At 63.5% G+C, this 13,000-nt stretch carries 11 protein-coding genes; 5 read left to right on the forward strand and 6 right to left on the reverse strand.

Annotation, left to right across the window (positions count from 1 at the left end):
* Nucleotides 1-212 precede the first annotated feature (212 nt).
* Nucleotides 213-1,637: an aldehyde dehydrogenase family protein gene (locus ABWP89_RS15265; protein WP_353230349.1), complete on the reverse strand. Its 1,425-nt coding sequence runs from the start codon at nucleotides 1,635-1,637 to the stop codon at nucleotides 213-215.
* A 215-nt stretch (nucleotides 1,638-1,852) separates the two neighbouring features.
* On the opposite strand from ABWP89_RS15265, the gene ABWP89_RS15270 reads away from it, so the two are divergent.
* Entirely contained in the window at nucleotides 1,853-4,147 is a 2,295-nt protein-coding gene (locus ABWP89_RS15270) for a putative bifunctional diguanylate cyclase/phosphodiesterase (protein ID WP_353230350.1), read from the forward strand.
* Nucleotides 4,148-4,180: 33 nt separating this feature from the next.
* Here the strand turns inward: ABWP89_RS15270 and ABWP89_RS15275 are convergent, their stop codons facing one another.
* From ABWP89_RS15275 to map, 4 genes are all read right to left on the reverse strand, one after another.
* Nucleotides 4,181-4,681, reverse strand: coding sequence for a CHAP domain-containing protein (locus tag ABWP89_RS15275; protein WP_353230352.1), 501 nt, complete (start codon nucleotides 4,679-4,681; stop codon nucleotides 4,181-4,183).
* A 185-nt stretch (nucleotides 4,682-4,866) separates the two neighbouring features.
* Nucleotides 4,867-6,276: a type I glutamate--ammonia ligase gene (glnA, locus tag ABWP89_RS15280; protein WP_353230353.1), complete on the reverse strand. Its 1,410-nt coding sequence runs from the start codon at nucleotides 6,274-6,276 to the stop codon at nucleotides 4,867-4,869.
* Between the two features lie 166 nt (nucleotides 6,277-6,442).
* The gene (locus ABWP89_RS15285; protein ID WP_353230355.1) at nucleotides 6,443-6,781 is read right to left on the reverse strand and encodes a P-II family nitrogen regulator; all 339 of its coding nucleotides are present in this window, start codon (nucleotides 6,779-6,781) and stop codon (nucleotides 6,443-6,445) included.
* 311 nt (nucleotides 6,782-7,092) lie between these two features.
* Nucleotides 7,093-7,929 carry a type I methionyl aminopeptidase gene (map, locus tag ABWP89_RS15290; protein WP_502915304.1) on the reverse strand — a complete coding sequence of 279 codons (837 nt, stop codon included), beginning with the start codon at nucleotides 7,927-7,929 and terminating at the stop codon, nucleotides 7,093-7,095.
* Between the two features lie 83 nt (nucleotides 7,930-8,012).
* Here map and ABWP89_RS15295 point away from each other — a divergent pair, with 83 nt between their 5' ends.
* The 4 genes from ABWP89_RS15295 to ABWP89_RS15310 are packed head-to-tail and all read left to right on the forward strand — an operon-like array spanning nucleotide 8,013 to nucleotide 11,470.
* Entirely contained in the window at nucleotides 8,013-9,425 is a 1,413-nt protein-coding gene (locus ABWP89_RS15295; RefSeq protein ID WP_353230357.1) for a leucyl aminopeptidase family protein, read from the forward strand.
* A gap of 56 nt (nucleotides 9,426-9,481) precedes the next feature.
* Nucleotides 9,482-9,835 (forward strand): SH3 domain-containing protein, encoded by a 354-nt coding sequence (locus tag ABWP89_RS15300; protein WP_353230358.1) that lies wholly within the window; start codon nucleotides 9,482-9,484, stop codon nucleotides 9,833-9,835.
* On the forward strand, nucleotides 9,832-10,761 hold the full coding sequence (gene argC, locus ABWP89_RS15305) for an N-acetyl-gamma-glutamyl-phosphate reductase (protein WP_353230359.1): 930 nt from the start codon (nucleotides 9,832-9,834) through the stop codon (nucleotides 10,759-10,761). Before ABWP89_RS15300 ends, argC begins: the two co-directional genes overlap by 4 nt.
* A gap of 46 nt (nucleotides 10,762-10,807) precedes the next feature.
* Nucleotides 10,808-11,470, forward strand: coding sequence for a hypothetical protein (locus tag ABWP89_RS15310; protein WP_353230361.1), 663 nt, complete (start codon nucleotides 10,808-10,810; stop codon nucleotides 11,468-11,470).
* A gap of 59 nt (nucleotides 11,471-11,529) precedes the next feature.
* On the opposite strand, the gene ABWP89_RS15315 is transcribed toward ABWP89_RS15310, so the two are convergent.
* On the reverse strand, nucleotides 11,530-12,906 hold the full coding sequence (locus ABWP89_RS15315) for an alkaline phosphatase family protein (protein WP_353230363.1): 1,377 nt from the start codon (nucleotides 12,904-12,906) through the stop codon (nucleotides 11,530-11,532).
* Nucleotides 12,907-13,000 lie beyond the last annotated feature (94 nt).

Raw genomic sequence — 13,000 nt, forward strand, 5'->3', positions numbered from 1 at the left:
CTCGGGCTCAATCATCTTTACAGATCAAGCCAAGCGCAACATGCAAGGATGAGCGACCGTGGGGGGGTGGGAAAAAATTGGACAGGTGGGGCAAGGATTCCTTCGCCACCATTTGTCGCCATAACAAAGGGGGCACGCGCGCAGCGCATGCCCCCTCATTTTACCTTGTCGCGCCAACGCTTACGCGTTGACGCTCGTTGCTGCGTCAACGCTTACGCGTTGACGATGGTCTTCACTTCCATGAAGTCCTTCAGGCCATGGATGCCGCCTTCGCGGCCGTTGCCCGACTGCTTGTAGCCGCCGAACGAACCGCCCTTGACGCCGCCCCACTGGTTGACCGCGACCAGGCCGGCGCGCAGCTTGCCGACCACGTCCTTGGCCGCTTCGGGATCGCCGGTGATTGTGGCCGACAGGCCATAGCTGGTGCGGTTGGCCAGTTCGATCGCGTCATCCATGTCGGTATAGGTGGTGATGGTCGCGACCGGGCCAAAGGTTTCCTCGTGGAAAATGGTCATGTCGGGGGTCACGTCGCCAAACACCGTCGGGCGGATATAATATCCGCGGTTGACGCTGTCGGGCAGGCCGGGGCCGCCCTGCAGCAGGGTGGCACCTTCTTCGATGGTCTTTTCGATCAGGCCCTGGATTTTCGTCCATTGCGCCTTGTTGACCACCGGGCCGATATGCGCGCCTTCCTCGGTCGGCGGGCCAACCTTGACCGCGGCGAAATAGTCGCGGACGAACGTTTCAGCTTCGGCCTTGCGCGCGGCCGGCACCAGGATGCGCGTCGGCGCGATGCAGCTTTGCCCGGTGTTGGCGATCACGCCCGACAGCGTGGCAGGCAGATTGGCGGCAAAATCAGCCTGTTCCAGCACCAGGTTGGGCGATTTGCCACCCAGTTCCTGGTGTACGCGCTTCACTGTGTCGGCGGCGTTCTTGGCGATCTGGATGCCGGCGCGGGTTGACCCGGTAAAGCTGACCATGTCGACATCGGCATGCTTGGTCAGCGCGACGCCCACGCCCAGGCCATCGCCCTGCACCAGGTTGAACACGCCCGGCGGAACACCGGCGGCATCCAGCACTTCGGCAAAGATCGCCGCGTTCGATGGGCATTCTTCCGACGGTTTCAGGATCACGGTGTTGCCGGCCAGAATGCACGGCGCGATCTTGGCGCAGATCTGGTTGAGCGGCCAGTTCCACGGGGTGATCGCGGCGACCACGCCGATCGGTTCATAGACCATGCGCGCATTGGCGCCGGGGACCGGGGTGTCCCAGGTCATCGAATCCAGCGCTTCGAGCGAGCCCAGTAGATAGCCCAGGCCGGCCCCGGTCTGCGCGGTGCCGGCAAAGCTGAGCGGGGCGCCCATTTCTTCGCTGATCACGGCGGCAAAATCGGGGAAGCGCTTTTTGTATTCGACGATGATCCGTTCCAGCAGCGCCTTGCGCTCTGCCAGCGGGGTCTGGCTGTAACTGGCAAAGGCGCGCTTGGCGGCGGCCACGGCCTTGTTCACATCGGCTTCGCTGCCCAGCATGATCGCCGCACAGGGTTCTTCCGTGGCGGGATTGATCACTTCGTAGCGGCGGCCGCCTTCGCTGGCCACCCATTGTCCATCGATATAGTGTGTCAACAGTTCGCGCATGAATCCTCCGGGGGCGCGGGCGTTGGTCCCGCTGCGGTGTTTAACATCGGCGCACGCGGCCAAAAATGCAAGACGGGTGGCGGCGTGCAACGCGCATTGGCCATATGGGCAGGGCCAGATTTTCCCATCGCTGCAGGTAATTACACTATGGGTGATATCTTTTGCCGCTAACCGTTTCTTGGCAATCGTTGTCCTAAGCCGATGCCATGGGTGTCATGCCAGTCAGACCCTCCGATGCGGAGCGGCAGATCGCGTCCGGGCTTCGCACCGGATGGGTCGCGCTGGCCACGTTCCTGGGGCTGATTGCGCTGTCGGCGGCGCTGTTGCTGGCGTTTGAACACGCGGCCACGGTGGCCGATGATCTGTCGCGTGATGATGAACGGCAACTGGTCGAACGGTTTCTGGCGCGCACCATGGAAAATGCCGTTTCCGCGCAAATGGGCCTGATCAACTGGGACGAAACGATTGCCCATGTCGATGGTGCGGCACTGTCCCCGCGCGATATGGATTGGATCGATCGCGAATTCGGTACTTATGCTGCGGCGACCTACACCATCGACCGCGCGTTTCTGCTGCGTTCGGATGGCTCGCTGGTGCGCGCCTGGCAGATGGGGCGCACTGGTGAAGACGCACAATTGCCGCGCTTGCGGGCGCTGGCCGCCATCTTGATTGCCCAAAGTCGCACGCCGGGTATGACATTGGGCACCACGGCCGGGCAGGTCCGGCTGCCCGATGGCACCGCATGGCCGATCGATCGCACCGGCATGCCGCTGCCGCGCTGGGCCGGCGGGCTGGCGACGATCGACGGGCGGCCCGAAATCATGACGGTCGGATCGGTCGTGCCCGACCGCGTGGCCGGGCTGTTTACCCACGCGCCGGTCTATTATGTTACGCTGCGCCCGCTGGATGCGCAGGCGATGGCGCGCATGCGGCGTGATCTGTTGCTGCCCGACCTGGGCGTAACGCTGGCGCCCGGCACATCGGCGCGCGACAACACCATCGCGCTTCACAGCATCGATGGCGGCCATCTGGGCTGGCTGCGCTGGACCGCGAAAAGCCCGGGGCCGATCATCATGCAGCGGACCACGCCGATGCTGTGGGGGTGGGCGCTGCTGTTTGCCTGCGTGCTGATCGGGGGCAGCGTGGTGTTACGGCGCAGTTGGCGAATCACCCGCGAATTGCTGGCGAGCGAGGCGCAGGCGCGGCACAATGCGCTGCACGATGCCATGTCCGGCCTGCCCAATCGCGTGCATTACATGCAACGGCTGCGCCAGGACCTGGCCGGGTGCATCGACGGCAGCGTGCGCGGCGATGTGTTTGTCGGCTATATCGATCTCGATGCATTCAAGGTGATCAACGATACGCTGGGGCACCATGTTGGCGACGAAGTGGTGCGGCAGGTGGCGCTGCGGCTGCGGCGGTTGTTGCCGGCGGGGGATTTTATCGCGCGGTTCGGGGGGGACGAATTCGTCGTGTTGCGCCGCGCCGAGGGCGGTCGCGCCACTGCCGATATGCTGGGGCGGCAGATTCTGGCGGTGCTGCGCGAAACTTTCGTGATTTCGGGCCATTCGATCGACATGACCTGTTCGTGCGGGATCAGCTGGGGCCCGGCGCAAAGCGAAGACCCGGGCGAATTGCTGCGCCGGGCCGACATTGCGCTGTATCGTGCCAAACAGCGCGGGCGCGCGCGCTATCGCTGTTTTACCCGCGACATGGATGCCAGCGTCAAATTGCGGCTGGAACTGGAAACCGAATTGCGCCGGGCGATCGCGCGCGATGACTTGAGCGTGGCCTATCAGCCCATCGTCAGCATCGGCAGCGGCGCAATCGTCGGGGTGGAAGCGCTGCTGCGCTGGCAGCATCCCGAACGCGGTGCGATCCGCCCTGACCTGTTTGTGCCGATTGCCGAACAGGGCGGGTTGATGATTCCGCTTGGCAACTGGATCCTGCGCGCGGCGTTCAACGAATGTCGCGACTGGCCCGAATGCGACATTTCGGTCAACCTGTCGCCGATCCAGATCATGGCCAGCGATTTTGTCGCGACCATGGCCGCGATTATCGCCGAAACCGGGATGGACCCGTCACGCGTGGTGCTGGAGGTGACCGAAGGCGTGATGCTGGACCGGTCGGAACAGGTGCTGACCACCTTGCGCGATCTGAAACACATGGGTTTTCGCGTGGCGCTCGATGATTTTGGCCAGGGCTATTCCAGCCTGGGGTATCTGCGCCTGTTCGAATTCGAACGGATCAAGATCGATCGCGCGTTCGTTTCGAATATCGAAGGCGATGCCGATGCCAACGCGATCCTGTGCGCGATCGCTTCGCTCGGCCACAGCCTGCGGATGAAAGTGGTGGCCGAAGGCGTTGAAACCGAAACCCAGGCGCGGCTGGTGCAGTCCGCAGGGTGCGAACTGGCGCAAGGTTATCTGTACTGGAAACCCATGCCGGCAGCGGATATGCGGCAACTGCTGACGGTGCGGGACCCGGTACCAGCGCTGAAATCAGCCTGATTGCGCATCCGCCCGGGGGCGGACGGTGTACGCTTAACCGTGATCGGTGTCGTTGTCGCGCGCGCTGCTGGCGGTTTGCGTGGCAGGGTAGATGAAACCAAAGGCGGGTGAGGGGCGCAGGCCCAGCGATCCGCTGCGCGCGTACCAAACGCGCACTTGCGACCAGTCGCCCGCGTCCGAAACATCGACCGCAACAACGCCGCGTTCGACCATTCCCGGCCGCGACCAATTGGCATGGTTGATCAGCACATGGCGCTCATCGATCACTTTGCTGACCACCGCGACATGGCCCATCGGCATGGCATGGGTGGACCGGAACGCCAGCACGGCGCCCGCCTTCGGAGCGTTGCCACGGGCATAGACGCCGCCGGCATTGCCCCACCAATCGCGCGCATTGCCCGAAAGCTGCACTGCGGAAATCTGCCGGGCATAGGCCACGCATTGCAGTCGGGCATGCGCCACGACAGGTGCGCCAATCGCCGCGGTCAAGGCCAGAAAACCGGTCAGCGTGCGCAGGAGGGTGGTTTTGCTCATCGGAATATACCTAGGGAATTCTCCCGATTCGCGAACCCCGCCGTGGCTCGGTTCGCCGTACCCGGCAAACCGTTCATCCTGCATTTATGTTTGGTTGTGCGTCGCAGCGTAAAAACCATGCGCTGCAACGAAAAAGGCGCCCGGACCGGGGTCCGGGCGCCTTTCGCGTAGAGGTCTGCGCAGATTTACGCGCTGTAGTACATGTCGAACTCGACCGCCGATGGCGTGGTTTCCCAACGCGACACTTCGGGCCATTTCAGTTCGATATAGGCTTCGATCTGGTCTTCGGTGAACACGCCGCCTTCCAGCAGGAAGGCATGGTCGGCCACCAGCGAATCCAGCGCTTCACGCAGCGAACCGCACACCGTCGGCACCAGCGACAGTTCTTCCGGCGGCAGGTCGTACAGGTTCTTGTCCATGGCTTCGCCCGGGTGGATCTTGTTCTTGATCCCGTCGAGCCCGGCCATCAGCATCGCTGCATAGCACAGGTAAGGGTTGGCCATCGCATCAGGGAAACGGAATTCCACGCGCTTGGCCTTGGCACCGGCGCCATAGGGAATGCGGCACGATGCCGAACGGTTGCGGGCCGAATAGGCCAGCAACACCGGCGCTTCAAAACCGGGCACCAGCCGCTTGTAGCTGTTGGTGGTCGGGTTGGTGAATGCGTTCAGCGCCTTGGCATGCTTGATCACGCCACCGATGAAATACAGGCACATGTCCGACAGGCCGGCATAACCGTTGCCGGCAAACAGCGGCTTGCCTTCGGCCCAGATCGACATGTGGGTGTGCATGCCCGATCCGTTGTCCTGCTTGATCGGCTTGGGCATGAACGTGGCGGTCTTGCCATAGGCGGCGGCGACCTGGTGCACGACATACTTGTAGATCTGCATGCGGTCGGCGGTCTGCACCAGCGTACCGAACGTCAGGCCCAGTTCGTGCTGCGCCGCGGCCACTTCGTGGTGGTGCTTGTCGCACGGCAGACCGATGTCGAGCATGGTCTTGACCATTTCGCCACGGATGTCGACCAGGCTGTCAACCGGCGCAACCGGGAAATAGCCGCCCTTGGCGCGCGGGCGATGCCCCATGTTGCCGGCTTCATAGGTGCGGTTGGTGTTGGTCGGCAGTTCGATATCATCGATGCGGAAACCGTTGCCGTCATACCCGTCATAGAATTTCACGTCATCGAACACGAAAAATTCGGCTTCCGGCCCGACATAGATGGTGTCGCCGATGCCGGTCGTTTTCAGGAATGCTTCGGCGCGCTTGGCGGTGGAACGCGGGTCGCGGCTGTACAGTTCGCCGGTCGACGGTTCGACAATGTCGCAATTGATGATCAGCATCGGCGATGCCGAAAACGGATCGACCCACACCGAATCAAGGTCGGGTTTCAGGATCATGTCGGATTCGTTGATCGCCTTCCAGCCTTCGATCGACGAACCGTCGAACATCAGGCCTGATTCCAGCTCATCTTCGCCCAGCACCGATGCGACCATCGTCAGGTGCTGCCATTTGCCCTTCGGGTCGGTGAACCGCAGATCGATCCATTCGATTTCCTCGTCCTTGATCCGGGCGATGATGTCCTTCGCAGATGCCATTGTTGATCCTTTGCGTTGACCCGCCTGTGGCGGGATTATCACGGTGGCTGGGGTTGGAAATTACGGTATTCAAAGCTGCTGTTCAGGCGTGTTTTTCAAAGGGTCACTGCCCGGGTCGAACCTGGTTTGGCGCGATCGCCGCCCCGGTCCAGAATGTCCGGACCGATCAGATCGCGTCGTCGTCGCGTTCACCGGTGCGGATGCGCAACGCGCTTTCAACCGGGATGACGAAAATCTTGCCATCGCCGATGCGGCCGGTCTGGGCGGCGGCGGCAATCGCCTCTACCACGCGGTCGACCATCGCGTCGGATACCACCACTTCAAGTTTTACCTTGGGCAGGAAATCGACCACATATTCGGCGCCGCGATACAGCTCGGTATGGCCTTTCTGGCGGCCAAAGCCCTTGGCCTCGGTAACGGTGATCCCCGATGCGCCCACTTCGTGAAGCGCCTCTTTGACTTCATCCAGCTTGAAGGGTTTGATGATCGCTTCGATCTTCTTCACTCGATCTGACCCTGTGCAGACCGTTTCGTTTCGGCGCCAACCCGGGCGTGCATGCACCCGGGCAATACCGAAACGAACCCGGCGGTGGTTGAACGTGGGCCACTCGTAACAAGAATCGCCGCCCGTGCCAATTTTGTTCCGTAGGCCAATGTCAACAAAGGCGGAAGCCGCAAAATGCGTGGGCCGGATAATAATCTGTTAAATTTTGCACATCAAACATTGCACAAATTTCGTTCAGCTATCCAAAACATGCGCAAAATTTGCGCAAGACTTGCCCATTTTTTGGGCAGCATCGCAATCGTACGCCGAATTCAGATATAAGGCGGGCAATGCCGGCCCAGCGGGCTGAGCGTAAAAATCTCCACGCCGTCCTCGGTAATGCCGATCGAATGTTCGAACTGCGCCGACAATGACCGGTCGCGGGTGACCGCCGTCCAGCCATCTTCCAGGATTTTGACTGCCGGTTTGCCCAGGTTGATCATCGGTTCGATCGTGAACATCATCCCGGGGCGCAGTTCGGGGCCGGTGCCGGCGCGCGCGGCATGCACCACTTCGGGCGAATCGTGAAACAGCCGGCCCAGCCCATGGCCGCAAAAATCGCGCACCACGCCATAACGATGCGCCTCCGCATGGGCCTGGATCGCCGCGCCGATGTCACCCAGCCGGCCGCCGGGGCGCGCCGCCTCGATGCCGATCATCAGGCATTCATAGGTCACTTCGACCAGCCGGCGCGCCTTCAACGGCACATCGCCGACCAGAAACATGCGGCTGGAATCGCCGTGCCAGCCATCCAGCAGCGGGGTGACATCGATGTTGACGATATCGCCGTCGCGCAGTGTGCGGTCCGACGGGATGCCGTGGCACACCACATGGTTGATCGAAATGCAGCACGAATGGGTATAGCCGCGATAGCCCAGCGTGGCCGGGATCGCACCGCCCGCCAGCGTCATGTCGCGCACCACTGCGTCCAGGTCTTCGGTCGATGCGCCCGGTACTGCCAGCGGCGCCAGGGCATCCAGGATTTCGGCAGCCAGACGCCCGGCGGCGCGCATGCCGGCAAACGCGGCCGGGCCGTGCAGCTTGATCGTGCCGTCGCGCGGCTGAATATCGGTGTCGTCGGCGATTACATAGTCGGTCATGCCCGCCATGTAGCGATTGTTGCGCGGTCTGGCGAGATGGTGCGCAACTTTCCGCTATGCGTGCGCAGGCTGCTGGCGTTAGACGCTTTTCCATGACCGATCTCAACGCCCTGATACAGCCCGATCGCGGGCAAAAAGCCATTGCCATCCACCTGGTCGCCAAGCCCGGGCTGGATGCCGTGCTGCGCAGCCTGAACGAAGGCCAGCGTGCCGCGATCGCCGCGCAGAAATTCGAAGGCGCAGCCGGCGAACTGGCGATCGTGCCCGATGGCCTGGGCTGGTTTGCGCTTGGCGGGATCGATGCGCGCGATGCGCTGGGGTGCTGGTGCCTGGCGCGGCTGGCAGAAGGTTTGCCCGGCGGCACTTATCGCGTGGTGGCGCACGCTTCTCAACCGGGCGTGCCACGGATCGCCGCCGCGCTGGTCGGCTGGATCGCAGCGCAATACCGGTTTGACCGCTACAAGACCGATGGTGCCAATACCGATCCGCGTGTGTTGCTGACCACAGAGGTGAAGGCGCTGGCGCCTGCGGTGGCCGAGGCCGGCGCCATCGCGCTGGTGCGCGATCTGGTCAACACCCCGGCCGAAGACATGGGCCCGGCGCAACTGGAAACCGAGGCGCGCAGCCTGGCGAAAAGTTTTGGCGCCGAAATCCATGTCGTGGCGGGCGATGCGCTGGAACGCGATTATCCGATGGTCCACGCGGTGGGCCGCGCCGCATCGCGCCACCATGCGCCGCGCCTGATCGAACTGGAATGGGGCGACGTGCGCCATCCGCGTGTGGCGGTGGTGGGCAAGGGCGTGTGTTTCGACAGCGGCGGGCTGGATATCAAGCCCAGCAGCGGCATGGCGCTGATGAAAAAGGATATGGGCGGCGCCGCGCATGCGCTGGCGCTGGCGCGGCTGGTGATGGAACACGCGCTGCCGGTGCGCCTGCATCTGCTGATCCCGGCGGTGGAAAACGCGATTTCGGGCAATGCCATGCGTCCGGGCGATGTGCTGCGGTCGCGCCAGGGGCTGTCGATCGAAATTACCAATACCGATGCCGAAGGGCGGCTGGTGCTGGGCGATGCGCTGACCCGCGCCAGTGCGGCGGCACCCGAACTGCTGATCGATTTTGCGACGCTGACCGGGGCCGCGCGGGTCGCGCTGGGGCCTGATCTGCCCGCGGTGTTCACCCGCCGCGACGATACCGCCGCCGCGCTGGCCACGGCCGGGCTGGACCGCGATGATCCGGTGTGGCGCCTGCCATTGCACGATGGTTATCGCGAATATCTGAAATCGGATGTGGCCGACATGGTCAACAGCCATGCCACCGGGTTTGCCGGGGCGACCGTGGCCGCGCTGTTCCTGGACCGGTTTGTTGGCGAAGGCATCGACTGGGTGCATTACGATACCTTTGCCTGGCGCCCGACCGCCAAACCGGGGCGACCCAAAGGCGGCGAAGCGCTGGGCCTGCGTGCCGCATGGGGACTGTTGCTGGCACGCTTTGAGCGCGCGACTTGATCGGCGGGATCAATTCCCCTAGGCGCCCGGCTTTGCCTTTGCGGGACAATCAACCTTTGCGCGCTGACCTTCTGCCCGAACCCTTGCCGCTGACCGAGCGCGACTTTCCGCTGGCGCATCCGTCGCAGCCGATCGACCCGCTGCACCGGCCGGTGCGCGGCGATCTGGCGCATATCCGCTGCGCCGGGCAGATCTTTGTGCCGCACTATGCCGTGCCGATGCCCCACCACGTGGGCGCCGACGGCGCGCCGCTGCGGCGGCTGGGCCGGGTCGATGGTGATGTGCTGACCACGCTGGCACCCGGCGCGGTGTTCAACGTGCTGGATATCGCCGGCGGGTGGGCCTGGGGCCAGCATGATGATCACGGGCTGGTCGGTTATGTGGCGATGACCGCGCTGGCGGTGGCATGACCACCGCGGTGTTCATCGATGGCGCGGCGGGCACGACCGGGCTGGAAATCGCCGCGCGGCTGGCGGGTCGGCCGGAATTTTCGCTGATCATGCTCGATGATGACCGGCGCAAGGATGCCGGGGCGCGCAGCCAAGCGTTGAACGATGCCGATGTGGTTATCCTGTGCCTGCCCGACGATGCCGCACGCGAAGCGGTCGGCCTGATCACCAATGACCGCACGCGGGTGATCGATGCCTCTACCGCGCACCGTGTTGCCGATGGCTGGACTTATGGTTTTCCCGAACTGGTCGGGCGCGATACCGTGGCGGCGGCGCGGCGGATCAGCAATCCGGGGTGTTATCCCACCGGGTTTATCGCGCTGCTGGCGCCGCTGGTGCGCGCCGGGCTGCTGCCGGTGGCGTGGCCCTATACCTGCCACGCGGTTTCGGGCTATTCGGGCGGGGGCAAGGCGCTGATCGAACGTTTTGCGGCCGAACCCGATATTGCCTGGCGCGGTTATGCGCTGGCGTTCGGGCACAAACACGTGCCCGAAATGCAGGCCTATACCCACCTGGCCATTCCACCGCTGTTCGCGCCTGCGGTCGTCGCGGCCTATCGCGGCATGGTGGTCGAAGTGCCGCTGCCGCTGTCGATCATTCCCGGCGCGCCCGATCCTGCGTTGCTGCGCGAAGCGTTGAAGGCGTTCTACGCCGGATCGGCCGTGGTCACGGTGGAGGACGACGCGGCCGACCCCGGCGAAATCGTACTGCGCGAACACGCCCCGGCATGGGACGGCCTGCGCCTGCGCGTGATCGCCGGCGCTGATGGGGCACAGGCGCGGTTGGTGGCCGAACTCGACAACCTGGGCAAAGGCGCCAGCGGGGCGGCGGTGCAAAGCCTGAACCTGATCAGCGGGCTGCCGGAAACGGCGGGGCTGGCGCTTTAAGTTTTTGCCTTCGGCGGCAAATGGCTATTGTCCTTTGATCCCGTGAATGGCCATCGCGGCGCAAAGGAGCCTTTGGATGGTGAGCGGCGCAAAGTCTGAATCAGGCAGTTTCCTGCAGCGCAACCTGGTGGTTGTGCTTATTGTCGTGATGTTCACCGGTGTTCCGTTGCACTGGGTGTCTGGAACCACGACGCAATTGTACCCTGATCACAGCGACGCGGTGGTCAAGGGCGCCATTGGCTTTGGAATTGTGACGGGTTTGGCGTTTTCCTTGCTTATCGCCATTGTCAAACCGGTGTCCCGATCATCAAACCGAGTTACCGCGATCGCCTTTTTCTTTTGCGGGCTGATCGCCGGCATACTCGCGGGCATGACTTTGGTTGAACAGGCGTTTCAGCTGATCGACTTCTCCGGCCCGCAGGTTGTCCGTAAGGTTGAAGATTTCGCGATCGCGCGTGCCTACCGCACGCACGGCAAAAGCGCCTGCAGCCATATCCAGCTGCGGGATTATTTTGGCGATTTTTGTATCGACCCTGGTGAATACAAGACGGTTTTTGCAGACAGCGAAAATACGGCGTCGGATGGGAATTGCCTGCGGGTGGACACCGAACGCAATGGCGCCGCAATCCGTATCATGCATTCGTCAGGCTGGGCATTCAGGCCGGGTGCAGTGGTGCGGTGTCCCAACCCGACCCAGCAGCCCGCCTAAAGTCATCACGCTCTGAACGCCCGCGATCAAAGGGCGATAGCCCTTTGCCGCCGGAGGCATCAGGGCGCCACAGCCAGCGGTGGCTTTTCCGCGCCCGGCAGCGTTGCGCCCATCGCGCGGGCCAGCGTCGGGGCGATGCTGCGCATGTCGATTTCGCCCAGGTTGCGGGCCTTGGCAATGCCGGGGCCGGCGATCAGAAAGGTTGATCGCATTTCGGGCGCGGCGGGGAAATAGCCGTGCATGCCCTTGTACGCTGCCGATGGCAGCAGCATCGGCAATTGGCTGCTGATGAACGGCGCGGCCACTGCGCCGATTTTCAGATTCACATAGAACGCTGCGCGCGGGTTGCCGCCCGCCGCTGCGATGGCTGGTTCGGTGATGACCTGGGCAATATGCGCGGCGGGTGTGGCGGCCAGTTTTTCCAGCAACGCGCCAACTTTGGCGCCCAGGGCGGCATCATCCGGGCGGGCGAGCACGATCGCAAACGATCCGCCGGTGGCCCAGGGGCTGGCCTCCCACCCGCTGATCTTGCCCGTGGCATCGACGGTCACCAGCCCGGCGTCGATGAACGGGCGGTACAGGTTGATCGCGGTGTCGACAGTGGCAAAGCCGTGGTCGCTGACCACCGCCACCACTGCATCGGGGTGGAACTGGTGTTCGATCGCCATGATATCGCCGACCAGGCCGTCGATTGCCTCCAGCGTCTGGTGCGCTTCGGGCGATCCGGGGCCGGTCAGGTGCTGCTGATGATCGAGCGCGGTCAGATAGACGGTGATGAAACCGGGCTGGTGGTGGCGGATCAGCGATTGGGCAAACCCGGCGCGCAGCTTGTCACTGGGCAGGGTTTCATCCTTGCCATCGGCATAGCCTTCGCGGCGCTGGCTTTCCAGTTCGGCGACCAGGCCGGGGGTGGACAGCGCACGCACCAGCTTACGGTCATCGGCATGGCCGGTGCGCCAGATCTGCGGCAGGTTCCAGGTCACGTGATTTGCGCCAACCGACACCGGCCAGTGCACATTGCCGGTGGTCAGCCGCGCGCGAAAGGCCGCATCCCACAGCGTTTCGGCGGTGTTGTCCTGCGCATACCAGTACCAGCCATCATCGTTGATATGCATCGGATCGAACGTGGTGTTGGCAACGATGTGGTGTTTGGCCGGCGATACCCCGGTGATCAGCGTGGTGTGGCTGGGATAGGTCAGCGTCGGCAGCACGCCAACCACGCCCTGCGCATAGCTGCCATTGGCCAGAAACGCGGTCAGGTTGGGCAGGTTGATGCCGCGCTCCTTTGCCTCGATCACGTCGGCCGGGCGCAACCCGTCGATGGAAATCAGCAGCACCGGCTTTGCCATGGCGGCGATCGGCAGCAGTGCGGCCAGCGCAACCGTGCCCGTCGTGATCGCCTGCGCCGCTGTTGTGATCCACTGCCGCACGCCCATGATTCTCTCCCGCTCGCACAAATCCCGTGCGCTGCATTCAGCAAAAAGGCCCGCCTGCCAAGGGGCAGGCGGGCCTTTTTGGCATTCGTCCGGG

Origin of the sequence: Novosphingobium sp. (assembly GCF_040398825.1) — a bacterium.
GTDB lineage: Bacteria > Pseudomonadota > Alphaproteobacteria > Sphingomonadales > Sphingomonadaceae > Novosphingobium.